Here is a 25,705-nt window from a genome sequence, read left to right on the forward strand (position 1 = left end):
CCCGCCAGGCAAGAACTATTTCGAACGGCTCATCACACGGGAACGGTGCAGTCATATGTCCGGCCTTTCAGCACGGCTTGAACTGCTGGCCTCGATGAAGTCCCCGACGCGAGCGGCTAATCACACTTACGCGCTATGAGCTGCTATGCGAGAAACGGCCTGCCGCCCGGACTGGGACATCCGTCCCGGCGCGTCCGAGTCGCATCAGCAACACAGACAAAGGTTTGAAATGAACAACGCGTGGCAACCGATCACTATAGTTGCAAAGAATGACGACCGCGTTTTAGTTGCCGCCGGAACTTGGATCCGCGGGAATCGACAGCGTTTGCCACAAGCGTTTCCTTGCTTGGTCATATGGGACGAGACCGAGTGGCTCATCTGCGACAATGAGGGGCCGCGATCTGTGATACACGGTCCGAAGTACTGGATGCCGGTTCCGCCGGTCGAGAACGCATAAGCCTGCCGCGTGGCGCCCGCTTGCATCACCTTGCGAACAGTGTGACAAATATCCCTCTCCAAATGGAGCGGAACATGACGATTCAAGTAAATGACGTCGACGCGTTAAAGGGTTACCTTGAAGCTGCAATGGGTCGGGCGAAACATCATCCGGGAAACGTGGATGGTGTGATTTTGGCTCTTACAGGCGCGATCGTCTGGAAAAAAGATGCCGATCCTATTGAACCGATGAGCTCAGAGGGAGATACGAAAAACGTCCTTTGGGTGAAATTCAACGGAATCCGATACGCGTTTTCGTACAATCACACCGCACGAACCGTCGAACTTCGCAAGGACAGCACGGATGGCGCGGTCCTGTATTCGTTCTCGAACGCGACCCCGTACGCAGATATCATTTCTGCGTTCGATACACTTAGGCCGTAGGCTGCCATAGATGCCTCTTTTGATCGGTGCCAGATGCAGGAGTGAAGGCAAGGTGCAGCAATGCTAAGGGACGATCGGGATAGTGGAGGCGGCCCTCCGCGTCGTACAGGTCGGAACGTGCTCGGCGAGCCAATTCAACCCTGTTCAATCAAGCCAATGACGGGGTTTTATCGGGACGGCTGCTGCGACACTGGGGCGGAGGACATTGGCAGTCACACGGTCTGCATCGTGGTGACTGCCGAGTTTCTCAATTTTTCCATATCGCGCGGCAACGATCTCTCGACACCATTGCCGGAGTTCGGTTTCCCAGGCCTGAAACCCGGTGACCGGTGGTGCTTATGTGCACCCCGCTGGCAGGAAGCATTTCAAGCAAACCAAGCGCCTCGGGTGGTCTTGCGCGCCACTCATGAGGGTGCGCTGACATATTGTTCGCTCGCCGATCTCAAACGTTTTGCAATGGACCTAGCGTGACCACCCAACGGCGTCATGATGCAGCAACATTACAAGCGACACGTAGCCGAGTTCATCAACGATGAGCAGCTTCACCGCCTGCAATTCGCGCTGCAGCTTCAGCCGCCGCTTCTCGTCGCGTGCCTCCATTAGCTGATGCACCAATGCGGCCGCGGTGGTGAAGGCGACAGAGAATCCCTTCTGGCAGGCGGCAAGACCAAGGGCGAGCGCGACATGGGTCTTGCCAGCGCCGCTGTTGCCGAGCGCGATCATTTCTCGCGGCACAGAATGAGAACTCGCCTCGGACGAGCTCGAGCACCACCATCTTGTGAGGCCGGGAATGACCGTGAAATCGAAGGTGTCGAGGCTCTTCACGGCGGGGAACCTGGCCTGCCTCAGCTTCTGCCCTGGAACTGGCGCCCGCCCACCGCTCTCGTTGACGCTGCAAGAAATGGAACTTACGGCTCAAGCGCGAGCTGCCGTTTTATCGGCTTTGTCCGCCCGTGAACCGTTCGAAGACGTCGTCGAAGCCCGGCCCGTCGTCATCAGACTGGTCGGCACGCAGTAGCGTGATCGAGCGCCCGTTAGCCTGCCACAGGGTTTGAGCTAACAATTCGCAGGCAGGCTGGGGAGCATGGAGCCAATCATCCGGCGCGATTTCATCGAAGCCAGAGATCGTTCCTTGAACGGGCTGTCCCAGGTCGCATTGCGCGCCCGCAGTGATTGAAAGGCGCGGAAACTCACGCCCGCAGGCGGCATACAAAAAGCGATTGTCTTTGCAGAACACGACAGCGAGGTCGTCCGGATGCAGCTCGACGAATCGCCGGACTGCCGCCTCCCGGCTGATGTCGAATTCTTTTGCCATCGACACTACCTGCGCCAATTCCGGCGTTCCGCGCAGGAAGGGCTTCAGACGGTTTCGGGGCGTGAGAAGTTCGATAGCGAACGAGTTGGCCTCGCTTTCCTGCCGCCGGTGGCGGTCGCCGATTTTGTCGCCGCCGGATAGCCTCATGTCCTGACGAGTACATCGGAAGCCGCCCACTGAGGTTTGCTCGTGGGTCGGATTGAGAAAGTGCAAGAGCTCATGGCTTAGGCTGAATCGCCTGCGTTGCCGATTCGATCTTGAATTCAGCAGTACCCTGCCTCGGTCGCGTTCCGGCGTCGTGACAAGCGCGGCTTCGAGATTGGAAAGGGGTTCCTCGCGAATTTCGTCGATATCCAGAGCCGCGGCTATCTCGTAAATCGGAACGGCCCCGTTGAGGCCGGCCAATTGGTCATGGATGGCCTGCGCCAGACGTTGTGGATTGAGCCCCACGTCCTCTATCGCCATGCGGTCCAGCGTAACCCTCCTCATCCGTTCGTCCTGCGTTTGAGCAGCGACTTCATCATGTCATCCAGGATCGCACGCTCGCTGGCATCGAGCCGCTGGGCTTGTCTGAACATTCGCTGGAGTTGCCGATCGGCATCTGATGACTCGACATCTTCCCCGACCAGAAACGCCACCGACACCCCGAAATGATCGGCCAGGCGCGTGACCAGGGCCATGGATGGATTATCCGCCCTGCCCTTTTCCAATTCCCAGATATGAGCCTTCGAAACTCCGACCGCCTCGGCAACGTCTTGCAATGATTGGTCTTTCGATCTGCGTAGCTTTGCTACCCGCGTTGCCAAACTGCTCATTTTTGCTCTCGATCTGGAATTTTCCCGTTCATTACAGCTTACGTAACCGTGGTGCTATTGTAAAACACGCCTTCGTTTTATATATCTTACGACATCGTCTTTTATCGGAGCCCATCCTTATGCCGAAAGCTCAACTCGAATATCTTTCGATCGGCGCGCTTCGCCCGTGGCAACGCAACGCACGAACTCATTCGCGGAAGCAGATTCGGCAAATCGCCGACAGCATCCGCAAGTTTGGCTTTACCAATCCGGTGCTGGTCGATCGTGAAAATTCCATTCTCGCTGGTCATGGACGGGTTGCTGCCGCTGAACTGCTTTCCATGAGCGAGGTACCCTGCATCAGACTTGAATCGATGACCGCAGCGGAGAAACGGGCCTACGTCATTGCCGACAACAAGCTGGCGCTGAATGCCGGCTGGGACGAAGACATCCTGGCGGAAGAGCTGAAGGCCCTGAGCGACCTCGATCTCGGCTTTGATCTTACGCTGACCGGGTTTGCGGTGGCGGAAATCGACAGCCTTGTCGATGGCTTGATACCGGAAGAAACCGGAGATCCTGCCGAGGACTTATTGCCGCTCGAGGCGGCGCCGCGCTGTCATCGCGGCGATATCTGGCAATTGGGATTTCATCGGCTGATCTGTGGGGATGCTCGCGATCCCGACACCGTGGCCGCCCTCATGGGTCCAGAGCAGGCGCAGATGGTTTTTACCGATCCACCCTACAATGTTCGGATCGACGGCAATGTAGGTGGTCTCGGTTCGATCCGGCATCGCGAGTTCGCGATGGCGTCAGGCGAGATGTCGGAACCGGAGTTTACCGGGTTTCTCAAGGCAAGCTTCGGCAATCTCACTCGCCACTCCATCGATGGTTCGATCCATTACATTTGCATGGACTGGCGTCACATGGCGGAGATGCTGAAGGCGGGCGACGGCATCTACACCGAGCTCAAGAATCTGATCGTGTGGGCCAAAGACAATGGCGGAATGGGTACATTTTACCGATCACGGCACGAGCTGATATTTGCCTTCAAGAATGGGACTGCCCCACACCACAACCACTTTGAGCTGGGCCAGCACGGACGCTACCGAACCAATGTCTGGGAGTATCGCGGCGTCAATACCATGAAAGCCGGACGGCTCGACGAGCTGGCGCTGCATCCGACGGTGAAGCCGGTTGCGATGATCGCCGACGCCATTAAGGACGTCTCCTCGCGTGGTGGCATCGTCCTGGATCTGTTTGGGGGAAGCGGATCGACCCTGATCGCAGCTCACAAAACTGGGCGCCGCGCCTGCATCTGCGAGTATGACCCGATTTATTGCGATCGAATAATCCAGCGCTGGGAGACCTACGCCAAAGACGAAGCCGAACAGATCGCTTGCGGGATCCGACCCGACCGCAACCGGGGAACAGCAGCATGAGCCGGCCCGACAAGCCGGCCACCCAACCTAACCTGCCCTCGAAACGGGCAGACTATGAGGTTGGCTACGCCAAGCCTCCGGTTTCGACCCGATTCCAGCGTGGACAATCCGGCAACCCGTCTGGTCGCCGCAAAGGGGCGATCAAAAAGCGCACCGCCCTGCCCGCTCTCAACGACGAACGGCTGAAAACCATCATCCTGGAGGAGGCCTACCGTTCGATCAGCATCAACGACCCGAACGGTCAAATCGACATCCCGATGGCCCAGGCCGTCGTACGCTCGCTCGCCGTCAATGCAGCCAAAGGTAATCAGCGTGCGCAACGCCTGTTTACCGAACTGCTTACCTCGGTCGAGCGCGACAACAAGAAGCTGCACGATGAATGGTTGAAGACGGCGATCAACTACAAGGCCGAATGGGATGAGGAGCTCGCGCGCCGCAAGAGATTTGGCATTGAGGCTCCATCTCCGCTTCCTCATCCCGACGATATCATCATTGATATGAACACCGGCTCGGTCCGCATCAAAGGGCCGATGACCAAAGAAGATAAAGTCAGATGGGATCAACTGCGCGATCTCAAGGTCTCGATAAAGGAGAATATAAAAGAGATGACGGCGCTTCTCGATACACAGCCGGAAGACAGAGACCAGATAAAAGCGGAGATCCAGCACTCGCAACGCGTTCTCAAAATGATATCAGCCGTTATCGAAGATTGAAATCGTGTCCGATTGAGCCGACGGTATGCAGGGGTTATTCGCCCCGATCTGGGTCCAGATGCGACACGGTCATCGCTGCTAAGTCTGCGCGTTAATCCTGTCGGATCTCGACATAAGGGTTTCGCGGCCACGGCCTTACAAAGATGGCACCGCGCGGGCTTCCGATCGTATTGGCGCTGGAAATCGCGACGCCGCTGCGGCCGACCAACGGTGCCGTTGGAAATTCGCCGGCTGATCCGCGAGATGAGCCTCGCCAACCCGTTGTGGGGAGCGCCGCGAATCCATGGTGAGCTGCTCAAGCTGGGCATCGAGATCGGCCAGACCAGCGTCGCCAAGTGTATGGCGCGGAGGAGAGCCCTTCCGTCACAAGGCTGGAAGACGTTCCTTCGTAACCATGCTGACGGGATCGCCGCGATGGACCTGTTCGTGGTGCCGACAATCTCGTTCCGACTGCTCTATGGGTTGCTGATCATGGGCCACGGCCGGCGGCAGATCCTGTGGTTTGGGGTGATCGCGCATCCGACGGCCGAATGGATCGCCAATCAGCTCACTCAAGCTTGCGGCTGGGAGCAAATCCCAAGTTACCTGATCCGGGGACCGCGATGGTGCCTACGGCGAGATATTTATTCGCCGCGTTCGATCCATCGGCATTCGCGATCGCCCGACGTCTCCTCGCTCACCCTGGCAAAATGCGTATGCTAAACGGCTGATCGGATCGATCCGCAGGGAATGCGTTGATCATATCGTGGTATTCGGCGAACGCCATCTGCGTCACGTGCTGCTCTTGTACATGAACTACTACAACGGCACGCGCACCCATTTGGACCATCCCCTCTGCCTCGAGTGCAGTTACGAAACCAAGCCAGCGCGAGTAGTACCGAGGCGACATGCCCAAGTATCGCGTCCTGGAACACCAAGGACGCAACATGTCAGCATCATGCACTTCGATTTCATCCGTTAGATCGATGCCTGCGGGGCAATAAGGCGCGCGCCGGAGCGCTCTCGGTGATTACCGCTGCCGTGGTCGGCGTTATCTTAAATCTGTCGATTTGGTTCGCGCTGCACACGCCATTTCATCCGAGTTTCCCGATTCACAAATTCGGCATATCGTTCGACGCACCCGTTCTAAGCAGCATCGACATTCCAGCTCTCCTCTTATCACTCGCGGCGGCTACCGCGATCTTCCACTTCAAGGTGGGGTTGTCCTCGCTGCCTCCTGCACCGCAGGCGTATTTTTGCGATTGGCGGGCATCATTTGAGCTTGAACCCTGATGAACTGTCTCCAGCAAGGTCTTGAGACCTAACAAGGAGTTTATTATGCGAAACGTACCCTTTTTCGGAGCGATTCGAAACAAGGAGCCCTGATGTGGAAGCCTGAACACCGTTTGACGGCCGAGCGGCGCAACCTTCGGTATCCTAGTGATTCGAGTGATGCGGAGTGGGTGCTTGTTGCTCCGATGATCCCGCCGGCGCGACGAGGCGGACGCCGCCGTTCGGTCGATGTACGCGAAGTGTTGACCGCGATCTTCTATGTGCTATCGACCGGCTGCCAATGGAAGGCGATGCCGAAAGATCTGCCGCCCAAGAGCACGGCGCATTTTATGGGACTAGGACGGAACGTTGGATCATATTCACGACGCACTCTATATAGCGGCAAGCGAAGCAACCGGACGCGAGGCGAGTCCCACGGTTGCAATCATCGACTCCCAAACTAGCAAGGCAGCGCAAAAAGGGGCTCTGCACTCGACCGGCAGGGCTTTGATGCGGGCAAGAAGCGACAACGAAGACGTTGCGCCGAGATCACGGGCCGCAAGCGCCACATCCTCGTTGACACACTCGGCCTCTTGCTCGGCGTGAGCGTCCATGCCGCAGATGTTCAGGACCGCGATGGCGCGCATGATTTGCTACGTCGCGCGCGGCGGCGCTTTCCCTTCGTCGAGCGGATTTTATCCGATGGCGGCTACCAGGGGCCAAAAATGGCGAAGACTGTCGCCGCGACGGGATGCGGGAAGATAGAGATCGTCAAGCGTCCCGATCTCCAGCGCTTCGTCGTTCTGCCCAAGCGCTGGATCGTTGAACGGACTTTCGCCTGGATCAGCCGCAATCGGCGCCTGATGCGCGATTTCGAGCGCTACACCAGGACCGTCGCAGCCTTCGTTCGCCTCGCCATGATCCGCATTATGCTCAGGTGCCTCATACGCTCAACCCAATGCTCCTGAATCTAATCTTCTTGGATCGGCTCTAAGGGAACGGCCCTGGATTACGCTCCCGGTCTGGTCGCTTGTTCTGGACGGCCCCACGGATCGTCCTCGACGGGCGGAGGTACTTCACTCCTCATAATGGTAGTGTCGTCAATGTCGATCACGGCGACGCTCATAACGACGGCGACGATATTCTCGTCCACTGTCATAACGATCATGACGGCATTCGAGGCCACGGTGCCGATAGCCACGATCGCGACGATAACCGTCATCGACGTGAACGCCAACGCCGCCCGGGCACGCCTTGCGCCTGCACCATCGATCCAATTGAACCAATGCTTATAACCGTGTCCGGCTTAACGATCGCAAGCGCACTACCGGTCTGGGGATACAACCGGTAAAGACCAATGAAAATCAGTCGGTCAATTGGGTTGAAAGCAAGCTTGCGAGGCGCCCCTCGCCGAAGCACATTAATTTGTTGTCGCAATACTAAAATCTCGGCCTCAAGCGTAGCTCGTGACCGGAAAAGATCCGTGAACATCCGCCAGATCAGTCTGCACAGGTCCAACATCACGCAACAGCATCACCCGATTCTCAATCAACTACCAGCCGGATATGGTTTGCGGTAGGGACAGGGTGAAGCATCTCTTCGCCGATGCCGCTTACGACCGGCTGCAGTTGATGGACAAGGCCGCCCATCTACGGTTCGTGATCGAAATCATCCGTCGCCGCGACGGTCAGAAGGGCTTCGAAGTCCTGCCGCGTCGCTGGGTCGTCGAACGAACTTTCGGTTGGATGATCCGTTGGCGTAGGCTCGTTCGCGATTTACGAGCGCCGCATCGACATCTCAACCGCCATGATCCGCGTCGCCATGGGTGGCGTCCTCATCCGCAGAAACGCTCATCCCTGATTTTCCAAACCGGCTCTAACAGGATATCGGTTCCGTCCGGGGGCAAGATAGAAGGGCAGGTGGTGCGGGGCCATCGGATGCATCTTCTCGTTCAACTCTCCCCTGAACCATCGAACGACCTCGCCTGCCAGAGACATCGGTGTGCACGGTACATACCGCCGATACAAATTGCTTGGTTTGGATTAAGGCAGGATGTCGACCCGACCTAACCTTATGGCAACGTTGGAGTAAAAACAACCGTCAGGAGTCTTTCGTCATGCCAAGCAGCATCGATGACCTCATTCCTACCAGGCTGATGACGTTCGTAGCTGAACGTTACTGAGAGGATCGGGCCGCGCCCCACGTGGCCCGATCGATACATATCTATTTCAAGCGTATCGATACCCCGCCGACAGCGACCGACATTTCGGCGCCTACCCTCGGGCCGCTCAGTTGCAAGATCACGCCATTGGCGTTTTGCAATTGAACTCCGCCTGCTCCAGCCGCTAAGGCGCCCCCGGCTCCGACGGCGGTGTACCTGCCTTCGATCGAAGTCGGCCCCTTCAGATTGAGAGCTCGTCCAACCAGCTTGGTGGTCGAGGCTCCAATCGTGAAGCCGACGCTCATGCCCGATACAGTGAATGGATAATGGGTGCCCCGGAGCGTCAGCACGCCCTCGCCGGCACCGACTCCGACAACAAACCCGCCTTTGGTGAAGATCACCACGACGCGACCTGTTTCAGCGCGGGCCGACGTACTGATGGCAGCGCCCACAAGCAAGGCTAACATGGCAAAGCTCATGCTAAACTTATTCATAATGTCTTTTTCCTTTTCCCTCTGATGACTCACACTCCGGTGAACCAGCAGTTTCGGACAAAAACTGATCAACACATTCTAATGCGGCTGGTCTCGTGGGACATCTTCCTTTTGCCTTCCGCCACCTTGATCCAAGTCAATATCCCAATTTCGACACCCAATCACCAAGCTATGGAAATGCCAAACCGGAGACAGCCGAGACTCATGCTGAAAAACTCTCCGCCGAACCTGATGAGGTGAAGGAAATTCTCGCAGACATATCCGAAGCCGAGGCAAAAGAGCGAGAAGGTAACGACAAGGCGCTCGGGCGCATGGGCGGGATCAGGATCAGCGACACCGGCCCCGGTATCGCGACCGCCGATCTCGATAAGGTTTTCGATCCGTTTTTCACGACGAAATCGCCGGGCATGGGTATGGGGCTTGCGATCGTCCGTTCCATCGTCGAACGCATCACGGATAGATTTTGCGGCAATCGGTCATCTGGCGGGGCACTTTTCACGCTCAGGCTCCCGATTGCTCAGGATCGAGCTCCTTCGGTCTGATACTTGCGGTCTCGTTGCTTCTGCGCTGCAGCATGGTGCATTGGTTTCGTTGATCTTTATCAAAGAGCGAGTTTCGATTGAATTTATTCTTGCAGCGGTGAACCCAAGGAGAGGTGTGATGTTCCGCTGCGGCAATATCCTGATCGCGCTTACATTGCTAATGGCGAGTCCTATCGCTGTCTCCGCCCAAACGGCCGATAATCCACTGGATACCAGCACGCCACAGCTAGCGACCAAATCGTCGTACGGTGCAGAGCTGTTAAAACCCGAGCAACTCGAGGCGCTGGTTGCCCCGATTGCGCTCTATCCCGATGAACTGCTGGCAAATGTGCTTGCGGCATCGACCTATCCGTTGGAGGTCGTTCAGGCCGATCGATGGCTCAAAGAACGGAAAGCCCTGAAGGGCTATGCGTTGATGGAGCAGGTTGAAAAGCAATCCTGGGACAACAGTATCAAGGCGCTTTCGAGCACGCCAGACGTCATTTCGATGATGAGCGACAAGATCGACTGGACCAAGAGTGTCGGCGATGCGGTGCTGGCGCAGCAAGCGGATGTCATGGATGCAATCCAGCGCCTTCGCTCCAAAGCCTATGACAATAAGAAGCTGGTCACTACCAAGCAGCAGAAGGTCAGCGTTCAAACGCAAGAAAACAAGCAGGCGATCGTCATCGAGTCGGCCAGCCCCGATACGATGTACGTGCCGTACTACAATCCGGCAACAGTGTACGGGACTTGGCCCTATACAGAATATCCACCCTACTACTTCGGATATCCGTCCTATATTGGCGCGGGAGTGATCGCGACCGGTCTCGCGTTCGGTGCGGGTTGGGCTATCGGACGCTGGGGCAACTATTGGGGCGGAGGATTCAATTGGAGCAACCGGAGTCTCTACGTCAATCACTATAACCGACTAAACAACGTCGGAAACAGCTGGCAGCACGATCCGGCGCATCGCCAGGGTGTCAGGTACAACAACGCGAATGTTCAGCAGCGCTTCGGCAACAACAATCTGAGGGCCGGCGCATCGAACCGCATGGATTTTCGTGGTCGCGGTGGGCAGCAGGTGCTTCATCCAGGACAGGATCGGCCTGGCGGTGGAAGTCGCGCAGCGTCGGATCGTTCAGGCGATCGTGTAGCCTCACGTGACCGGCCGGGCGGCGATCGTGGAAATCGGCCGGGCGTAGCGGATCGTGTCAGGAGCGGCGACCGTTCCAAGGCAGGTAGCCGGGCTGCCAACCGCGCTCGCGGTGGCGGCAGTCGTGGCGGTGCCATGAACATATCGTCGGGCAGCGCGGCTGCGGCGGCCTCGGCTCGCGGTCATGCGAGCCTGGGCGGGCGAGGTGGTGCTGGCGGCTTCGCCGAACGTGGCGGTGCCGGTAGGGGAGGTATTCAAGGCGGCGGCTTCCGCGGCGGTGCTGGTTTCCGCGGCGGCGGCGGTGGCGGTTTTCGCGGGGGACGGCGGTCCGATGTCCACTTGAAAGACCACATAGTACTTCTGGGTTATCTTGCCAACGGTCTTGGCTATTACCGCTTCAACTATCTCGGTAACAGCAAAACATATGTTGGGGTGATCGCGCAGGACGTGCAAAATCTGATGCCGCAAGCCGTGACCCGTGGTCGCGACGGTTACCTTAGAGTCTACTATGAGAAGCTTGGATTGAAGCTGCGAACCTACAGTGACTGGCTTGCTGGGGGCGCAAGAATTCCTAAGCTGCGGGCGGTGTCGCCATGATCTTGTCAATGTGGATGTCGCGCGCAGCTTCGATAGGCGCAACGGCAATCGTGGTGGTCTCGCTATCGATCGGAGCAGCTCAGGCTCAGCAGGCTTTTTCTTCGCCGGAAGATGCGGCGGTCGGATTGGCGGCGGCAGTCAAGACCGGAACGACGAGCGCCATTCTGAAGGTCCTTGGTAGACAAGCTGAAGACCTGGTCGAATCCGGCGATAGCGTTGCTGACGAGGAGACACGTGAGCGTTTTCTTTCCGCTTACGAAGCCAAGCACACCATCAAGGATGAGGGAGACAAGAAAGCCACGCTCATTCTGGGCGCCGATGAATTTCCATTTCCAATTCCACTAGTCAAGAAGAAGGATGCCTGGACATTCGACACGGCCGCTGGACGTGCTGAGATTCTTTATCGCCGCATCGGGCGCAATGAATTGGATGCGATTCAGACTTCTCTGGCCTTCGTGGACGCTCAGAACGAATATGCGGAGAAGGATCGTACAGGTGAAGGCGTTGGCGTCTACGCGCAACGCATTGTGAGCAGCCCGGGCAAAAAGGATGGGCTTTTCTGGCGCGATGATCGCGACCCAAGCCCACTTGGTGAGTTGGCGGCCCGAGCATCATCAGAGGGCTATAAGGTTGACGGACAAGGCGCCCCATATCACGGATACTTCTTTCGAATACTGAGGGGGCAGGGACCCAATGCACAGGGAGGCGCATTTGACTACGTCGTCAAGCGCAAGATGATCGGCGGCTTCGCCCTGATCGCGTATCCCGCCGAATACGGCAACTCTGGTGTCATGACCTTCATGGTCAATCACGCCGGCACGGTCTTTCAAAAGGATCTTGGCAAGAAGACTAAATTGCTAGCCGAACGCATTCAATTGTTCGGTCCGGATCGCACTTGGAAGAAAGTAGAGCCAGCGAAGCCTTGGCCGAAGCAATGATGCATCTTTTTGCCTGGCAATCGATCGCGAACGGATCGCCTAAAACCAGCGCCAGCCCGTTGCTCGGCGGCGTGCTTGGCGATGGTAAGATCGAGCTTCATTACCTCATCCGCGATTATGCTTTTTTCGGCAGGCGGTTCTCAAGCGTCAGATCGGCGACCGCCTCCTTTAGCGCGCGGGTTTCGTGGCGCAGGTCTTGGACTTCACCATTCGTGGCCGCACGGGCTGTCATTCGGCATGCAAAATTGGGTCTGACTCACATCTGATGATTTTTTGGCCGAGCTTGCGGTTCTCCAACGGGGAATCAGCGCCATGCGAGCCGGTGTTCGAATTTCGTCGCTTGTGCCGAGTGGGTTAGTTATCGAGAGCGTAAGCGATTCATCTGACTCGATTATTTTAGCCGTCCGATCCGAAGGCGGCATGGCCGAGTGTCCATTGTGCGGGGCGAGATCGCGTCGAATCCATAGCCGATACGACAGACAGGTCGCGGATTTGCCATGTGCAGGCAAGCAAATACGCCTCCGCGTGATCACGCGACGGTTCGTTTGCGAGCTACCTCATTGTCGGCGGCGGATTTTCGCTGAACGGTTCGGGGACGACGTTCTCCCGACCCGGTCGCGCCGGACGGCACGGCTGGAATGCATCGTCCACCATCTGGGGCTGGCACTCGGCGGCAGACCGGCAGCGAGCTTCGCCAAGCGACTGATGCTGCCGGTGAGCAACGATACTCTGCTGCGGGTTGTTAGGCGACGAACGCGCCCGCGAACGGGGCCGCTGATCGTCGCCGGCATTGACGACTGGGCTTTTCGCAAGAACCATCGCTACGGAACAATCGTGTGCGATCTGGAAAGACGGCGGATCGTAACCCTGCTTCCAGATCGCGAGATTGCAACGGTGCGGGCTTGGCTTTCCGACCATTCGGAGATCAAAGTCGTATCGCGCGACCGTGGCGGCGGCTACGGTGAGGCCGCGGCAAAGGCGCTGCCGGACGCCGTCCAGGTCGCTGACCGTTGGCACCTGATAGAGAACGCAAGCGCGGCCTTCCTCAACGCGGTGCGCCGTTCCATGCGGGTGATCCGCACCGCAATCGGTGCGACGACGATCAATCCAAAACTGCTCACTTGCGCGGAAAGGCTGCAGTATGAAGGGTATCTCCGGCGCGAGCAGACAAATGCCACCATCATGTCGCTCGTCAGAAACGCTGTGCCACTCAAGGAGATAGTCCGCCGTACAGGACACAGCCGTAAACTCGTTCGCCAGGTCAGTCGCGGCGAGAGCACGGATGTCTTCCGGACACGGCAAAGCACGCCGATGCCCACTTGCCCTTTCTGGATGCGCAATGGAGCGAGGGTTGCCGTAACGGCGCAGAGCTCTGGCGTCGTTTGCAAGGGCAAGGCTTCCAAGGCTCCTTGCGTGTCGTCAGTGAGTGGATGACACGACGACGACGGGCCGAAAAGGCCACCAATCAACGACTGCAAAAAGTTCCATCAGCGAGAACAATCTCACGATTGATGACCACGGCGCGCGGCAATCTTAGCAAAGCAGATACGGTCACCATCGCCGCTATAGAGGCGCGCGTTCCCACACTCGTCGAAGCCCGCATGCTCGTCGAAAGCTTTCAGGCCATGGTGCGCAAGAAGCTCGTCGCTGATCTCGATCCATGGCTCGCCACCGCCAGCTTGAGCCTGATCGCCTCTTTTGCGAATGGCATCATCAGGGACAAGGCCGCCGTCCGTGCCGCCATCACCGAACCTTGGTCCAATGGCCAGACAGAAGAGCAGATCACGAAACTAAAGCTCGTCAAACGACAAATGTATGGGCGGGCCAAGATCGACCTCCTGCAAGCTCGGCTGATAGGTGCCAGCTAGTTGCTGCAAACCGTCATCGAAATTGCGTCAGACCCAAATTTGCGAACGATGACTGTCAATCGGCCCTTTAATTGCGGGTTGTTGTCAACTCTCTTTTTGAAGCCATTCGGCAAAGTGGTAACGCTCGGCCCGACGGAGCAGGTCCGGGTTGCGCAGACGGGGCGAGCGCGGCTGGTGGATCGATAGCCAACTCGTATAGTGGGCCGATTAGCTGTCACCTGGCTTCAATGCGATCAGTTGCCCGTCGCTGGGGTCATGGTCCTTTCCGAGGTCGCAAGCGCCTCATGATGATGTCCGGATCGGGCGCCTCATCGTTTGCAACGGGGTGCGGACGAGCCGCCACCAGCCGATTGACCGAGGTCACCACGACCACCGTCCCAGCGGGACATCGCCAGCCCGGCGGACCGGGCCAGGAACTTGCAAAATAAGGTCAGGCCGGCGCGTTGCCCCAGTCGAATGATGTGCCGTCGACCCAGATGCAGTGGAGGATGACAGCGATCTTGCGGGCGATAGCAACCTTTGCCTTTTTCATGCCGATCCGCTTCGCAAGTTTCATACCCCAGGCTTTGAGGGAGGACCATTTCTTTGTTCGATAAAGCAGAACGGTCGCCGCCTCGTAAAGGTACGTTCGGAGGAGCCTGTCGCCCCATCGGGATATCTTGCCACTAGTGTCAGTCTCACCAGATTGGTTGCGCCGAGGTGTGAGGCCGAGATAGGCGCCGACTGTCGAGGCCGATCGGAAGCGAGACGGGTCATCGATCGTATGGCGGAACGTCAAGGCGGTGACCACGCCGACACCAGGAACTGTCATCAGGCGACGCGTCGTCTCGTCCGACTTCGCCAATCGGCGGACCTCGTCGTCAAATTTGCTTTGCTGCTGGCAGATGAGTTCATGAATCGACAAGAGCGGCGCGATCACGCTGAGGAGTTGATGATCTTCGCCCAATAGCTCGCCAACCTGGTTACGGAACTGTTGGCCAATGGCGCGAGGGAATAGCAACCCACACTCCTTGATCAGACTGCGGACCTGGTTCTCGATATCCCGGCGTATGGACACAAGGCGGAATCGCGCCACGAGGATAGCTCGAACCTTCTGGCTCTTCTCACTCTTGATTTTGACTTCTCGAAACCAACCAACCCGCACCAGTTCGGCAAGGCCCCGAGCATCGTTCTGATCGCTTTTGTTCATGCGGACCGATAGTGCTGCGTGTGCATGCCTTGCATCGATGCAAACGACGGGGAGTTCGACCCTACGAAGCTCATGCCAAAGCCAGCTCGCCATTGCGCCCGTCTCAAAGCCGATACGCTCCGCCAGTGGCGCATGTTTACGAAGTAACTTTGACAGATCTCCAGGATGAGACTTGGCCTTTCCTTCAAAAATTGCTTCACCCGTCTCATTGACTACGCAAACCGCAGTCTCTCTCTGCGAGACATCTAGCCCGACGTATTGCCGCATGACAGCTCCTCCGAATCGTTTGATTGCGAGAGGTAGACGATAACGGAGCTCTCGTGCCCGAGCGCTGACCGCAATTACGCCATCGTTCGCAAATTTGACCCCGTATCGGCGTTCAATTTTGACCCCTTCGCGCGGCGTGGTTTGAGGGTAGCGCTCGACTCGTCGGAGCTGGCCGGGATTGCGGAGACGAGACGAGCGCGGGTGGCGTGATCGTCGTCGCGGCTTTTGAAGCGCCAGCTGTCGTTACCGGTTTCGACGATGTCGCAGTGGTGGGTCAACCGGTCGAGCAGCGCGGTGGTCATCTTGGCGTCGCCGAACACGCTGGGCCATTCGCCGAAGGCGAGATTGGTGGTGACGATGACAAAAGCACGCTCGTAGAGCCGGCTGACGAGATGGAACAGCAACTGGCCGCCGGATTGGGCAAAGGGCAGATATCCGAGTTCGTCGAGCACGATGAAGTCCATCCGGGTCAGATGTTCGGCAAGCCGGCCCTGACGTCCGTTACGGGTCTCGATCTCGAGGCGATTGACGAGGTCGACCACGTTGTAGAAGCGACCGCGGGCGCCGGATCGGATGCAGCTTCTGGCGATTGCGATGGCCAGGTGGGTTTTGCCTGTGCCGGTGCCGCCGACGAGCACGACGTTGCGCTGCTGGGCGATGAAGCCGCCGCCGGCGAGATCATTGACGAGCGTCCGATTGATCGGCGTGCCTTCGAACTGGAAGTCATCGAGATCCTTGGCCAATGGCAGCTTGGCGATGGTGAGCTGGTACTTGATCGACCGCGCCTGCTTCTCGTTGATCTCGGCGCTGAGCAGGTCGCCGACGATGTGCTGAGGTTCGTGCTGGCGCTTGACGGCCGTCGCCATGATCTCGTCGAAGGCAGCCCTCATTCCGTAGAGTTTGAGCTCACCCATGAGGTCGAAGATTTGGGTTCGTTCCATCAGATGGTCCTCCGGAGGTTGTCGTAACGGGCGCAATCGGCGATCGGCGCATGGCGGAGCGTCAGTGCCGCCGGCGTCATAATGTTGGCCGGTGCAGCGGGTTCGCGTTGGCGAGCCAGGATGTTGAGAACGACGTCAGCGGAATGAACGCCATGAGCGATCGCCTCGGCGCAGGCGGCTTCGACCGCCGACAAACCGTCCGTCAGCACCGCATTGAGGATGTCGACCATCTGTCGATTGCCGTCGTCGGTGCTGGCGAGCCTGCGCCGGATCCGTTCGATCGCGGCCGGCAACACCCAGTCCTTGAAGGGTGCGCCGTTACGTAAGGCCCCGGGTTTGCGCGCGAGCACCGGCACGTAGTGCCAGGGATTGTAGGTCGTCTCGCCGCGTCCGAACGATCGCGGATGCTCCGCAACGATGCGCCCGTCCTGACGGATCACGATGCGATCGGCATAGGCTTGAACTTCGACCGGGCGCCCGACGGCGCTGGCAGCGACCGAGTATTTGTTGTTGTCGAAGCGCACCAGGCAGGTCTTCGAGACCGATGCCGGCACCGCGTGGAATCCGTCGAACCGGCCAGCATAGGGAACGAGCTTGGGCCGCTCGGCTTCGAACACCTCCCAGACCGTCTGTTCGGCCAGTTCTGGATGTCGGTGCGCCTTGGCGTAGGCGATGCACTTATCCAGAAGCCACGCGTTCAACTCGTCCAGGGTTTTGAACCGCAGCCGTGGCGTGAAGAACCGTTCCCGGACCAGCCCGACCTGGTTCTCGACCTGACCCTTCTCCCAGCCCGACGCCGGCGTGCAGGCGACCGGATCGATCAGATAGTGGCTGCACATCTGCAGGAAGCGGCGATTGTAGCGGCGATCCTTGCCGACGAAGATCGTCTCTACCGCCGTCTTCATGTTGTCGTAGATGCCGCGGCTGCAGGTACCCTTGAACAGTGCGAACGCCCGGTCGTGGGCGTCGAATACCATCTCCTGCGTCTCCCGCGGATAGGCCCGCACGAACAGCATGCGGCTGTGGCACAGCCGGACATGAGCGACCTTCACGATCGCCGTCACGCCGTTGAGGAGAACGATCTCATGGCTCCAGTCGAACTGGTAGGCTTCGCCCGCCGCAAAGCTCAACGGAACATAGGCCGCCGCGGTCGATTGCCCGCGCTCCTTGCTCCAACGCCTGGCGTAACGCCGTACGGCATCGTAGCCGCCGTCATAGCCGCGTCCGCGCAACTCTTCGAAGATCCGGATCAGCGTCAGCTGTTCGCGAGCCGATTTGGCCGCGTTCGCCGCCAGCAGTTCATCAAGCTCCGCCGCCCAACGCCCGAGTTTGGGGCGCGGCTGGATCGAACGCTCATACTCGAACAAGGTCTTGCCCGACCTCAGCACCTTCCGGACCGTGTTCCGCGACACCTTCAGGTCACGGGCGATCTCCTTGATCGTCTTGCCCTTGATGAAGTGTTCGCGCCGTATCCGCGCAATCGTCTCCACGATCAGCATCCCCGACCACCTGCTTCATGACAAAGCAGGCAGCGCAACAGCCAACCTGTAGGGGGTCAATTTTGGACGCCGATCCCCCGGCTTACGGGGTCAATTTTGCATGCCGAATGACAGCCCACTATACGAGTTGGCTATCGATCCACCAGCCGCGCTCGCCCCGTCTGCGCAACCCGGACCTGCTCCGTCGGGCCGAGCGTTACCACTTTGCCGAATGGCTTCAAAAAGAGAGTTGACAACAACCCGCAATTAAAGGGCCGATTGACACAATGAAGGCCGTCCAGCACGATCCTGATCTTGTCTTCCGATGACAAAGTGCCGCCGTTGAAGCCCGGACCAATCCATCGCTGTTTGATCTGGATCAAAACTATGACGCGAAAGCAGCCGGTAGTCTGGCGACGGTGGGCTTTCCTTCAGACGAAGGTGGGTTTTTGAAAACTTTTCACCAGTACTTGCCCGGAGACGATATTATCCAGCTTGTGATCCGGCTCGGATTGCTTGCTTTGCTGATTTACTGGACGTTCGTTCTGATCCGTCCCTTTGTGTCTATCTTGGCCTGGAGCATTGTGCTCACTGTTGCGCTCTATCCTGTTTTTGATCTTCTTTCTCGGCTTCTCGGTGGTCGTCAAAGGCTCGCAGCGGCGATTCTCACCTTCATCAATCTCGGGATCGTCATTGGACCTGCAATGTGGCTGGGCTTGAATGCCTTGGAGGGAGTGAAAGAGTTTGCCGTAAATCTGGGCGCTGGTAACTTAGTGATTCCATCCCCACCTGAGAGCATCAATACCTGGCCACTCATCGGCCCGAATGTTTACGAGTTCTGGGATCAGGCATCTATTAACATCCGAGCGGCTTTGCGCGAGGTGGCTCCTTACCTGAAGCCATTGGCGGGCGGTTTACTGGCTTTTGCGGGAAATGCCGGCGTGGGCACACTGAAGTTTCTTCTCTCAGTAGCGCTTTCCGGATTTCTCTTTCCTCACGGTTCGCAGCTTATGGATGCAGGCGGGAGTTTCCTCTATCGTATCGTGCCTGAGCAAAGCGAACATTTCCTCGCGTTGGCGGGTGCGACTATCCGCGCGGTATCCCAAGGCGTCATCGGCATTGCAATCATCCAATCCCTATTAGCCGGCATTGGCTTCGAGCTGGCAGGGCTTTCTAGCGCCGGTGTGTTGGCTCTTGCAGTGATGATCCTGTCAATCGTTCAGATCGGCGCGGCAATCGTCCTGGTTCCCGTAATCATTTGGATCTGGACAGACAAAGATTTCACAACGGCGACCCTGCTGACGGTATTCCTGGGTCTCGTCGGCATACTCGACAACGTCTTGAAACCCCTGGTGATGAAGCGTGGCCTGACGACCCCGACACTTGTCATCTTCGTCGGAGTGATCGGAGGGACGCTCGCGCATGGAATTGTTGGCCTCTTTGTAGGACCGATCATTCTCTCCCTGGCCTGGGAGTTGACGGTAGCGTGGCTACGTAGCGGTCGCTCCGGCACAGTGCCATTTTCCAGCTAACCGTCAAATGTTGACGTGAACGCTCCACCGGCTAAAGCCGGTGGCTTCAAGTTACGGCTGGAAGCCGGATTTGATCGACCCTTCGGGTCGATTGTTAGATAACCTTGAAATTATCATCTGGCTCAGGCGGCCTCTGGTCTTCTATGTACTTCTTCCACACTTGGTCGGTGACGTTTCCACTCGAAGAAACCCAGTATCCCCTGCCCCATAAATGCTGTCCCCAATATCTCTTCTTGAGAGATTGATACTCCAGGAGCTTGTGAGAACTTTTGCCTTTGAGATATTGCACCGCTCGAGAGACCGATAGATGCGTAAGCGCTTATCAGCAACCCTATTGATGCTGGCTTGATATTTTGCGGAATCGCCATGACATGAGGTCATCGACTTTGCTTTGCGGGTGACCGGCGATGATTGCCTCGAGTGTTTCGGCGTTGTAAGCGACGGGATTGACGGCGTTGAGCTTGCAGGTGGCCACGATCGACCCCAGCAAGGCCCAGTTTTCTGCTCCAATTTCATGGCCGGCGAAGAGCGCATTTTTACGGGTCAGGCAGATCGGCCGGATCGCGTTTTCGACCAGATCGGTGTCGAGTTCGAGACGCCCGTCATCGAGGAAGCGCGTCAGTCCCTGCCAATTGAGCCCGTACCGGATATCCTCGGCGAGCGTTGGATTGATGACGTCTGGGAGCCCGAAGTAGGCGCCGGCGGTGCGCGATTGTCGAAAGCGGCCGGCTTCATCGATGGCAGCGGCAAAAGCAGCAGAGGTTTGAACACCGACACCTGGTATGCTCATGAGTTGCCAACAGGATTTAGATCGGTGGGCGAACTCACGCAGCACCCCATCCATTTCCTTGATCTGTTTCATCAGCCCAGTTCTCACGGCGAGCAGCGCGGTGATACGAGACTGGGTATATTGGCTGCGTGACCGGGTCCCGGGCTTGAGGCGAAATGTTGCGCACAGGCCGCGGATCATGTTGTCGAGCCGCACCCGGGCTTCAAGCAGATGGTTGCGCGCCGTGATGACGTTGCGCACGCCGTGAGCGGCCGACCTTTATCGAGGCGATCTTCTTGCCGGTTTCCTCGGCAATGCAGACCTGCGTGAATTCCATCGACAGGCCCAGATCCCAACCCCAATCTTATTGAAAACGACTTCGTTTTTTGTTCTTGAGGACACCAAGAGTTTAGCAAGTCCTTCCTCTCACATCTTCGGACGGCTCGACGGGTGTGACGGACTGTCGTCCGCGCTACGCACACGCCGTTAATACGTGTCTTACCCGCGCCGCAGGCAGCAGCGGCCTTTGTGATCATGCTGTCTGCCTGTGCTATTGACGCTGGTGTCATGGCGTGCGCTGATACCGCAAAGGATAAGATGATTGTAGCAATTCCGAGCGACCTGGTCATTCCGATCTCCTTAGAGTCCGTTTTGAAATTCATGGATGGGCGTTTCTGCGGATGAGGTTGCCGCCCATGGCGACCAGGATCATAGCGTGGGAGACGTCGATGCGTTTCTTGTAGTCGCGCACGAGGCGGCGCCAGCGGGTCATCCAACTGAAGGTGCGTTCGACCACCCATCGGCGTGGCAGAACCTGGAAGCCCTTCTGGTCGTCGGATCGACGGATGATCTCGATGACGAAGTCGAGATAGGCGGTCTTGTCCATCAGTTTGAGCCGGTCGTAGGCGCCATCCGCGAACAGGTGCTTCACCCAGGGCCAGCGCTTGCGGATGGCATCGAGGATCGCTTGGGCGCCAGCGCTGTCGGAGATGTCGGCGGTCGTCAGATTGACCATCAGCAGCCGCCCGTCGGTATCGACGGCGATGTGGCGCTTGCGCCCGACGATCTTCTTGCCCGCGTCATAACCTCTTGTTTCGGCTTGCGGAGCCTTGACCGACTGGCTGTCAATCACCGCCGCGGACGGGCTCGCCTCGCGTCCCGCCCGCTCCTGGTCAACCATCAGCGCCACGTCATGGATGGTCTGAAACAGCAAACGGCGCGCCAACTCGCGGAACCAGCCGTAAACGGTCTGCCAAGGGCCGAAATGGATCGGCAGCATCCGCCAGCCGCAGCCCGAACGCAACCAGATAGCACACCGCGTTGATCACCTCGCGGAAATCGACCTCGCGCGGACGCCCGCGACGGCCTGGCGCCGGCATCAGCGGCGCGATCTGCTCCCACTCCTCATCGGTCAGGTCCGACGGATAACGCTTGGTCTTCTTGGCGATCTTGGCCATTCGCCCACGGCTTTGCTCTGTCCACATCCGAAGCTTGAATCACAACACCGCTCGCCGCGAAAGCCCAACAAACCGACTTTCCAAACGGCCTCTTAGAAGCGCTCAATCCCCCGACCAACCGGTGGAACGAGCATGAACAGCTTCAATTTGACGGACCGGCCTGTTCCAAGACTTGAGATAGATCAAGCTAAGAGGCGCGGCCAACCTGCGGCAACGGGACCGGATAGTAGCCTTTCACTGGTGGTAAGCCTTCCGACCATGCTTGGATTCAGGCAAGAATTGGGGGGGGGGCCTGCTGGTCATGGCGGCTGGATCAATGATCGGGACGTTTATCGGCGGCCAACGTCAACCGTCTCGTCAAGGACCTTAAGGAGCGGGGGGCTTTAGATTGGGTCCAAGGTCCGAAAGCTGACATCAGGCGAAACGCGAGGACGTGTACCGTTCACTGATGTGGATCAAGCGAACTTGCCGGCGGACTTGATATGAAACTGCACCTGATTGCGTCGGAGCGTTGCATGGCGGAGCCAACGAAACAGCAGAGTGCAGCAAGCTGGCTGTGGTGGTTTCCGCCAGCCGATTGGTTGGCTGAATACCGGCCTTCCTGGCTGCTTGGCGATATTGTCGGCGGAATAACCTTGGCGGCATACGCGATCCCGGTTTCCCTAGCTTATGCTGGCTTAGCAGGCTTGCCCCCGCAGGTTGGCATCTATGGCTACTTGCTGGGCGGCCTGGGCTATGCCCTGTTCGGGTCCTCGCGTCAGCTTGCGATCGGCCCCACTTCCGCCATTTCCCTCATGATTGCCGGAACAGTGGGGGAAATGGCCGACGGAGATGTGCAACGTTATGCGCAGATTGCCAGTCTCGCTGCCTTTACCGTGGCGGCGCTCAGCCTGCTTGCTTGGCTGTTGCGGCTGAGCGTGTTGGTAAAATTGATTAGCGATAGCATCCTTGTGGGCTTCAAGGCCGGTGCGGCCTTGACCATAGCTATGACCCAATTGCCAAGCCTATTTGGCGTGGATGGCGGGGGACACAATTTTTTCGAGCGCGCGTTTCTGCTGGCCGGGCAGCTCGGTCAGATGCAATACCTTGTGCTTGTCGTCGGCTTCATAGCCATCGGACTGATCGTAATCGGCGAACGCTTGCTGCCTGGAAAGCCGGTCGCGCTTGGGGTCGTCATGCTGGCGATCATTGCCGTCACCTTACTGGGGCTTCCTGCGCTTGGGATGCCAATAACAGGCGACATTCCGGCGGGATTACCCAACTTGACGGGTCCGTCTCTCAGGTTGAGAGACGTCGAGGGAATCATTCCGTTGGCCGCTGGCTGCCTCCTACTGGCCTATATCGAAGGCGTATCTGCCGCCCGCACCTTCGCTGCGAAGCATGGATACGGACTTGATCCCAGACAAGAGCTTCTGGGCATCGGTGCAGCCAATCTAGCGGTGGCGATGGGGCATGGCTACCCTGTAGCCGGCGGACTGTCGCAATCGGCCGTGAACGATAAGGCGGGCGCGCGCACGCCACTGGCGCTGGTCGTTGCGTCGGTGACGCTTGCGCTCTGCCTGCTCTTTCTGACCGGCTTGCTCGAGAATCTCCCCAAGGCCGTGCTCGCCGCGGTAGTTCTGACTGCTGTGTATGGGCTGCTGGATTTTCGGGCATTGCTCCGCATGTTGCGTGTGAGCCCATTTGATTTCTTAGCCGCAGCCGTCGCCCTCGTCGGCGTGCTGCTTCTTGGAATACTTCAGGGCATCCTGCTTGCCGCGGTGGCCTCGATATTACTACTCCTCACCAGGCTGTCGCGCCCACACGTTGCATTTCTTGGTCGCGTGCCCTCCACCAACAGCTATTCCGACCTTGACCGCCATCCCGAGAACGAGCGACTGGCCGGCATCATCGCCTTCCGTCCCGAAGCATCGCTGATTTACGTCAATGCCGACGCTGTCCTGTGCTCGGTCTTGGATCGCCTACGCGAGGCTGGTCCCGCCGCCGTCTGTCTGGCCGTCTGCGACCTCTCCGCCGCGCCTTATATTGATCTAGCTGGTTCTCGCATGCTGCACGAACTGCATACAGAGCTTACCGGTCGCGGCATTACGCTGCGCGTCGTCGGTGCCCGTGGATCGGCGCGCGATTTGTTACGTGCCGAGGGTATCGAGGAGAAGGTTGGAGCGCTCGATCGTACTGTGACACTCGACAGCCTGCTGAAGCGCATGATTGAATCGGGTCCTGTGACGCGAGTGCGATAGGATCGAATTGCTGCCAGTAGTGGCCCGGGAGGTTGCCAGATGTTGAAGGACAAGCAGAAGAAGAACGAGGTAATTGAGGCGCCGGCCGGGTCCGGCAAGGTGAGCCGTAAGGAATTTGAGAAGGAGCTCGCGAAGCTTCAGGTCGAGCTAACCCGGCTGCAGACTTGGGTCAAAGACAAAGGGGAACGCGTCATTGTGGTCTTCGAGGGCCGCGACACCGCGGGCAAGGGCGGCGTGATTAATCGGATCACCGCACGCACCAGCCCGCGCGTCTACCGGCACGTGGCGCTGCCCGCCCCATCCGACCGCGAGAAGACCCAAGTTTACATCCAGCGCTACATCGCGCGATTCCCGGCCGCGGGCGAGATCGTCCTCTTCGACCGCTCGTGGTACAACCGGGCCGGGGTCGAGCGAGTGATGGGCTTCTGCAGCGACGAGGAGTACGAGCGATTCATAGCAATGACCCCCGTGGTCGAGCGGGAGATGATAGTCAACAACGGAATCATTCTGCGCAAGTACTTTCTCGATGTCAGCCAGGACGAGCAACGGCGTCGGTTCGAGGCCAGGATCAAGGATCCGGTGAAACACTGGAAGCTGAGTCCGATGGACACTGAGTCGGTGCGGCGCTGGTGGGATTACACGGTGGCCTACCAGCGCATGATTGAGGCCACCCACACGTCATGGGCGCCTTGGCACATCGTCCCGGCTGACAACAAGCGACGCGCCCGGCTAAACCTGATCCGGCATCTGCTCGACAGCATCCCTTATAAGAAGGTCGACATAGACCTGCCGAAGATTCCCAAAGTGCAGCGGCGGCCTAAGGATGCTACCGAGGGTCTGAACGCCGGCAAGCCGATTCCCAGTCACTACTGATACTCGGCGTGGGTTCGGTCACGCTCGCGGTTCGGGACCAGACATTTCAGATTTAACGTCTGGGTGTGCCGAAAACCTCGGCCAATCCCCCGCAAATTACGTGATCACCACCAAGGAGGTCACCGGTACGCCGCAATACACACTGCGGATCAAGGACCGGAAGCGGGCGTGCTGATCGCCAATGACGCATTCGCGTTCAAGCCGGCTGCCGATGCGAAGAAGATCGCGATCGAAGCCATAAGGGATTTTGACGAAGTTCCCGACTGGCGTCCCAACGGGAGGAAAGAAATGATTATCTTGTCACGAAAAGCAGTGATGCTGGTTCTCGGGGTAAATGCGCCGCGCTCGGGTCAGCTGGAGCAAAACCTCTCTGCCGAACTTCGCTGACGTGAATTCCTTTATTCGTAACCAGGCGAAGGTTCACCGTTTGCAGCCCTCTTTCAAAGGACCATTTTGCGGCCCTGACACATTCTGCGCCGATCGTTCCGTTGATCTAGAGAGACCTGTGCGCGGAAGGATGTAGACGAGGCCGAACATTGCTGACTCTATGGGCTTTCCGAAGAGGAGAGCGGGACGTGGCGCATCGTGCGATAGGTCAAGAGCGGTTCAGTTGCTCATGTTCGTTCCTTCGTCTGCGACGAGAACCGAACACTCCTTAGATCACACCATCAATTCTGTGCCATAGGCGCTGATCCCGGACACGAACATTGATGCGCGCCGTCTTCTCGCCAATCTTCTCCATCAGGTCGAGGCATTCTTCGCGCACCAAATCGAGCAATTCGCCGCTTGCCGCAGCCAGGATTTCTTCCATGCGTTTGAGTTGATGAATGCTC

25 protein-coding genes and 6 pseudogenes are annotated in these 25,705 nt (G+C 58.1%); 18 read left to right on the forward strand and 13 right to left on the reverse strand.

Annotation, left to right across the window (positions count from 1 at the left end; all coding sequences use genetic code 11):
• Positions 1-531: 531 nt before the first annotated feature.
• Both ACMYR2_RS12935 and ACMYR2_RS12940 read left to right on the forward strand, forming a co-directional pair.
• The gene (locus ACMYR2_RS12935; RefSeq protein ID WP_416193051.1) at positions 532-879 is read left to right on the forward strand and encodes a hypothetical protein; all 348 of its coding nucleotides are present in this window, start codon (positions 532-534) and stop codon (positions 877-879) included.
• A 60-nt stretch (positions 880-939) separates the two neighbouring features.
• Positions 940-1,350 carry a DUF2237 family protein gene (locus tag ACMYR2_RS12940; protein ID WP_009797687.1) on the forward strand — a complete coding sequence of 137 codons (411 nt, stop codon included), beginning with the start codon at positions 940-942 and terminating at the stop codon, positions 1,348-1,350.
• On the opposite strand, the gene ACMYR2_RS12945 is transcribed toward ACMYR2_RS12940, so the two are convergent.
• The 3 genes from ACMYR2_RS12945 to ACMYR2_RS12955 form a co-directional block, all read right to left on the reverse strand.
• The gene (locus ACMYR2_RS12945) at positions 1,342-1,704 is read right to left on the reverse strand and encodes an ATP-binding protein (protein WP_416193052.1); all 363 of its coding nucleotides are present in this window, start codon (positions 1,702-1,704) and stop codon (positions 1,342-1,344) included. The two genes, ACMYR2_RS12940 and ACMYR2_RS12945, sit on opposite strands and share 9 nt — an antisense overlap.
• 109 nt (positions 1,705-1,813) lie before the next feature.
• On the reverse strand, positions 1,814-2,659 hold the full coding sequence (locus tag ACMYR2_RS12950) for an ImmA/IrrE family metallo-endopeptidase (protein ID WP_416193053.1): 846 nt from the start codon (positions 2,657-2,659) through the stop codon (positions 1,814-1,816).
• A gap of 20 nt (positions 2,660-2,679) precedes the next feature.
• On the reverse strand, positions 2,680-2,955 hold the full coding sequence (locus tag ACMYR2_RS12955) for a helix-turn-helix domain-containing protein (protein ID WP_009798081.1): 276 nt from the start codon (positions 2,953-2,955) through the stop codon (positions 2,680-2,682).
• A 173-nt stretch (positions 2,956-3,128) separates the two neighbouring features.
• On the opposite strand from ACMYR2_RS12955, the gene ACMYR2_RS12960 reads away from it, so the two are divergent.
• From ACMYR2_RS12960 to ACMYR2_RS12985, 6 genes and pseudogenes are all read left to right on the forward strand, one after another.
• Positions 3,129-4,427, forward strand: coding sequence for a site-specific DNA-methyltransferase (locus tag ACMYR2_RS12960; RefSeq protein WP_009798080.1), 1,299 nt, complete (start codon positions 3,129-3,131; stop codon positions 4,425-4,427).
• Entirely contained in the window at positions 4,424-5,140 is a 717-nt protein-coding gene (locus ACMYR2_RS12965) for a DUF5681 domain-containing protein (protein ID WP_009798079.1), read from the forward strand. Before ACMYR2_RS12960 ends, ACMYR2_RS12965 begins: the two co-directional genes overlap by 4 nt.
• Positions 5,141-5,350: 210 nt before the next feature.
• Complete coding sequence (locus tag ACMYR2_RS12970) at positions 5,351-5,842, forward strand: hypothetical protein (protein WP_297534810.1); 492 nt, start codon at positions 5,351-5,353, stop codon at positions 5,840-5,842.
• Positions 5,843-5,846: 4 nt separating this feature from the next.
• Positions 5,847-6,101 (forward strand): hypothetical protein, encoded by a 255-nt coding sequence (locus ACMYR2_RS12975; RefSeq protein WP_366071750.1) that lies wholly within the window; start codon positions 5,847-5,849, stop codon positions 6,099-6,101.
• 8 nt (positions 6,102-6,109) lie between these two features.
• A pseudogene (locus ACMYR2_RS12980) lies at positions 6,110-6,399 on the forward strand (chromate transporter); the annotation flags it as partial.
• Between the two features lie 105 nt (positions 6,400-6,504).
• A pseudogene (locus ACMYR2_RS12985) lies at positions 6,505-7,359 on the forward strand (IS5 family transposase).
• Positions 7,360-7,400: 41 nt separating this feature from the next.
• On the opposite strand, the gene ACMYR2_RS12990 reads toward ACMYR2_RS12985, so the two are convergent.
• A complete protein-coding gene (locus ACMYR2_RS12990; protein WP_083780421.1) occupies positions 7,401-7,613 on the reverse strand; it encodes a hypothetical protein in 213 nt (70 codons plus the stop codon).
• Between the two features lie 364 nt (positions 7,614-7,977).
• On the opposite strand from ACMYR2_RS12990, the pseudogene ACMYR2_RS12995 reads away from it, so the two are divergent.
• Positions 7,978-8,251, forward strand: a pseudogene (locus ACMYR2_RS12995) (transposase); the annotation flags it as partial.
• A gap of 363 nt (positions 8,252-8,614) precedes the next feature.
• Here the strand turns inward: ACMYR2_RS12995 and ACMYR2_RS13000 are convergent.
• Positions 8,615-9,019, reverse strand: coding sequence for a hypothetical protein (locus ACMYR2_RS13000; RefSeq protein WP_009798072.1), 405 nt, complete (start codon positions 9,017-9,019; stop codon positions 8,615-8,617).
• 122 nt (positions 9,020-9,141) lie between these two features.
• Here ACMYR2_RS13000 and ACMYR2_RS13005 point away from each other — a divergent pair, with 122 nt between their 5' ends.
• The 5 genes and pseudogenes from ACMYR2_RS13005 (at position 9,142) to ACMYR2_RS13025 (ending at position 14,126) form a co-directional block, all read left to right on the forward strand.
• Positions 9,142-9,588, forward strand: coding sequence for an ATP-binding protein (locus ACMYR2_RS13005; RefSeq protein ID WP_416193054.1), 447 nt, complete (start codon positions 9,142-9,144; stop codon positions 9,586-9,588).
• A gap of 118 nt (positions 9,589-9,706) precedes the next feature.
• Positions 9,707-11,320, forward strand: coding sequence for a DUF3300 domain-containing protein (locus ACMYR2_RS13010; RefSeq protein WP_009798070.1), 1,614 nt, complete (start codon positions 9,707-9,709; stop codon positions 11,318-11,320).
• Positions 11,317-12,258 carry a DUF2950 domain-containing protein gene (locus ACMYR2_RS13015; RefSeq protein WP_009798069.1) on the forward strand — a complete coding sequence of 314 codons (942 nt, stop codon included), beginning with the start codon at positions 11,317-11,319 and terminating at the stop codon, positions 12,256-12,258. The genes ACMYR2_RS13010 and ACMYR2_RS13015 overlap by 4 nt, the downstream gene beginning before the upstream one ends.
• Positions 12,243-12,524, forward strand: coding sequence for a hypothetical protein (locus ACMYR2_RS13020; RefSeq protein ID WP_165475244.1), 282 nt, complete (start codon positions 12,243-12,245; stop codon positions 12,522-12,524). The genes ACMYR2_RS13015 and ACMYR2_RS13020 overlap by 16 nt, the downstream gene beginning before the upstream one ends.
• 46 nt (positions 12,525-12,570) lie before the next feature.
• Positions 12,571-14,126: pseudogene (locus tag ACMYR2_RS13025) on the forward strand (ISL3 family transposase).
• A 430-nt stretch (positions 14,127-14,556) separates the two neighbouring features.
• Here the strand turns inward: ACMYR2_RS13025 and ACMYR2_RS13030 are convergent.
• The 3 genes from ACMYR2_RS13030 to istA all read right to left on the reverse strand — a co-directional run bounded on the left by ACMYR2_RS13030 (position 14,557) and on the right by istA (position 18,022).
• Positions 14,557-15,582: an IS110 family transposase gene (locus ACMYR2_RS13030; protein WP_416192988.1), complete on the reverse strand. Its 1,026-nt coding sequence runs from the start codon at positions 15,580-15,582 to the stop codon at positions 14,557-14,559.
• 74 nt (positions 15,583-15,656) lie between these two features.
• Positions 15,657-16,523, reverse strand: a complete 867-nt coding sequence (gene istB / locus ACMYR2_RS13035; RefSeq protein ID WP_416193055.1) for an IS21-like element helper ATPase IstB — start codon at positions 16,521-16,523, stop codon at positions 15,657-15,659.
• Positions 16,523-18,022, reverse strand: coding sequence for an IS21 family transposase (gene istA, locus ACMYR2_RS13040; protein WP_009796680.1), 1,500 nt, complete (start codon positions 18,020-18,022; stop codon positions 16,523-16,525). Before istA ends, istB begins: the two co-directional genes overlap by 1 nt.
• 428 nt (positions 18,023-18,450) lie before the next feature.
• Here istA and ACMYR2_RS13045 point away from each other — a divergent pair, with 428 nt between their 5' ends.
• Complete coding sequence (locus ACMYR2_RS13045) at positions 18,451-19,533, forward strand: AI-2E family transporter (RefSeq protein WP_416193056.1); 1,083 nt, start codon at positions 18,451-18,453, stop codon at positions 19,531-19,533.
• Positions 19,534-19,627: 94 nt separating this feature from the next.
• Here ACMYR2_RS13045 and ACMYR2_RS13050 read toward each other — a convergent pair whose 3' ends face one another.
• The 4 genes and pseudogenes from ACMYR2_RS13050 to ACMYR2_RS13065 all read right to left on the reverse strand — a co-directional run bounded on the left by ACMYR2_RS13050 (position 19,628) and on the right by ACMYR2_RS13065 (position 21,786).
• Positions 19,628-19,822 carry a transposase gene (locus ACMYR2_RS13050; protein ID WP_245256967.1) on the reverse strand — a complete coding sequence of 65 codons (195 nt, stop codon included), beginning with the start codon at positions 19,820-19,822 and terminating at the stop codon, positions 19,628-19,630.
• 42 nt (positions 19,823-19,864) lie between these two features.
• A pseudogene (locus ACMYR2_RS13055) lies at positions 19,865-20,194 on the reverse strand (IS66 family transposase); the annotation flags it as partial.
• 75 nt (positions 20,195-20,269) lie between these two features.
• Positions 20,270-20,503: pseudogene (locus ACMYR2_RS13060) on the reverse strand (IS110 family transposase); the annotation flags it as partial.
• Between the two features lie 457 nt (positions 20,504-20,960).
• Positions 20,961-21,786 (reverse strand): IS5 family transposase gene (locus tag ACMYR2_RS13065; protein WP_416193057.1). Its coding sequence is split into 2 segments (ribosomal slippage): positions 20,961-21,599 and positions 21,601-21,786, totalling 825 coding nucleotides; the frame shifts between segments, so codons are not numbered across the junction.
• Positions 21,787-22,241: 455 nt separating this feature from the next.
• On the opposite strand from ACMYR2_RS13065, the gene ACMYR2_RS13070 reads away from it, so the two are divergent.
• The 3 genes from ACMYR2_RS13070 (at position 22,242) to ACMYR2_RS13080 (ending at position 25,259) form a co-directional block, all read left to right on the forward strand.
• Complete coding sequence (locus ACMYR2_RS13070) at positions 22,242-23,999, forward strand: SulP family inorganic anion transporter (protein ID WP_009798057.1); 1,758 nt, start codon at positions 22,242-22,244, stop codon at positions 23,997-23,999.
• Positions 24,000-24,038: 39 nt separating this feature from the next.
• Positions 24,039-24,872, forward strand: a complete 834-nt coding sequence (gene ppk2, locus ACMYR2_RS13075) for a polyphosphate kinase 2 (RefSeq protein ID WP_009798056.1) — start codon at positions 24,039-24,041, stop codon at positions 24,870-24,872.
• 168 nt (positions 24,873-25,040) lie between these two features.
• Positions 25,041-25,259, forward strand: a complete 219-nt coding sequence (locus ACMYR2_RS13080) for a hypothetical protein (protein ID WP_009798055.1) — start codon at positions 25,041-25,043, stop codon at positions 25,257-25,259.
• 268 nt (positions 25,260-25,527) lie between these two features.
• Here the strand turns inward: ACMYR2_RS13080 and ACMYR2_RS13085 are convergent, their stop codons facing one another.
• On the reverse strand, positions 25,528-25,683 hold the full coding sequence (locus ACMYR2_RS13085) for a hypothetical protein (protein WP_009798054.1): 156 nt from the start codon (positions 25,681-25,683) through the stop codon (positions 25,528-25,530).
• Positions 25,684-25,705: the final 22 nt, after the last annotated feature.

This window comes from Nitrobacter sp. TKz-YC01 (assembly GCF_047824785.1).
Classification (GTDB): Bacteria; Pseudomonadota; Alphaproteobacteria; order Rhizobiales; family Xanthobacteraceae; genus Nitrobacter.

Excerpts from the sequence above, each read along its gene's own strand:
- ACMYR2_RS12935 (WP_416193051.1), top strand. The coding sequence starts at position 532 with ATGACGATTCAAGTAAATGACGTCGACGCGTTAAAGGGTTACCTTGAA.
- ACMYR2_RS12940 (WP_009797687.1), top strand. The coding sequence starts at position 940 with ATGCTAAGGGACGATCGGGATAGTGGAGGCGGCCCTCCGCGTCGTACA.
- ACMYR2_RS12950 (WP_416193053.1), bottom strand. The coding sequence starts at position 2,659 with ATGGCGATAGAGGACGTGGGGCTCAATCCACAACGTCTGGCGCAGGCC.
- ACMYR2_RS12960 (WP_009798080.1), top strand. The coding sequence starts at position 3,129 with ATGCCGAAAGCTCAACTCGAATATCTTTCGATCGGCGCGCTTCGCCCG.
- ACMYR2_RS12965 (WP_009798079.1), top strand. The coding sequence starts at position 4,424 with ATGAGCCGGCCCGACAAGCCGGCCACCCAACCTAACCTGCCCTCGAAA.
- ACMYR2_RS12990 (WP_083780421.1), bottom strand. The coding sequence starts at position 7,613 with ATGACGGTTATCGTCGCGATCGTGGCTATCGGCACCGTGGCCTCGAAT.
- ACMYR2_RS13000 (WP_009798072.1), bottom strand. The coding sequence starts at position 9,019 with ATGTTAGCCTTGCTTGTGGGCGCTGCCATCAGTACGTCGGCCCGCGCT.
- ACMYR2_RS13010 (WP_009798070.1), top strand. The coding sequence starts at position 9,707 with ATGTTCCGCTGCGGCAATATCCTGATCGCGCTTACATTGCTAATGGCG.
- ACMYR2_RS13015 (WP_009798069.1), top strand. The coding sequence starts at position 11,317 with ATGATCTTGTCAATGTGGATGTCGCGCGCAGCTTCGATAGGCGCAACG.
- ACMYR2_RS13030 (WP_416192988.1), bottom strand. The coding sequence starts at position 15,582 with ATGCGGCAATACGTCGGGCTAGATGTCTCGCAGAGAGAGACTGCGGTT.
- istB (WP_416193055.1), bottom strand. The coding sequence starts at position 16,523 with ATGGAACGAACCCAAATCTTCGACCTCATGGGTGAGCTCAAACTCTAC.
- istA (WP_009796680.1), bottom strand. The coding sequence starts at position 18,022 with ATGCTGATCGTGGAGACGATTGCGCGGATACGGCGCGAACACTTCATC.
- ACMYR2_RS13070 (WP_009798057.1), top strand. The coding sequence starts at position 22,242 with ATGAAACTGCACCTGATTGCGTCGGAGCGTTGCATGGCGGAGCCAACG.
- ppk2 (WP_009798056.1), top strand. The coding sequence starts at position 24,039 with ATGTTGAAGGACAAGCAGAAGAAGAACGAGGTAATTGAGGCGCCGGCC.
- ACMYR2_RS13085 (WP_009798054.1), bottom strand. The coding sequence starts at position 25,683 with ATGGAAGAAATCCTGGCTGCGGCAAGCGGCGAATTGCTCGATTTGGTG.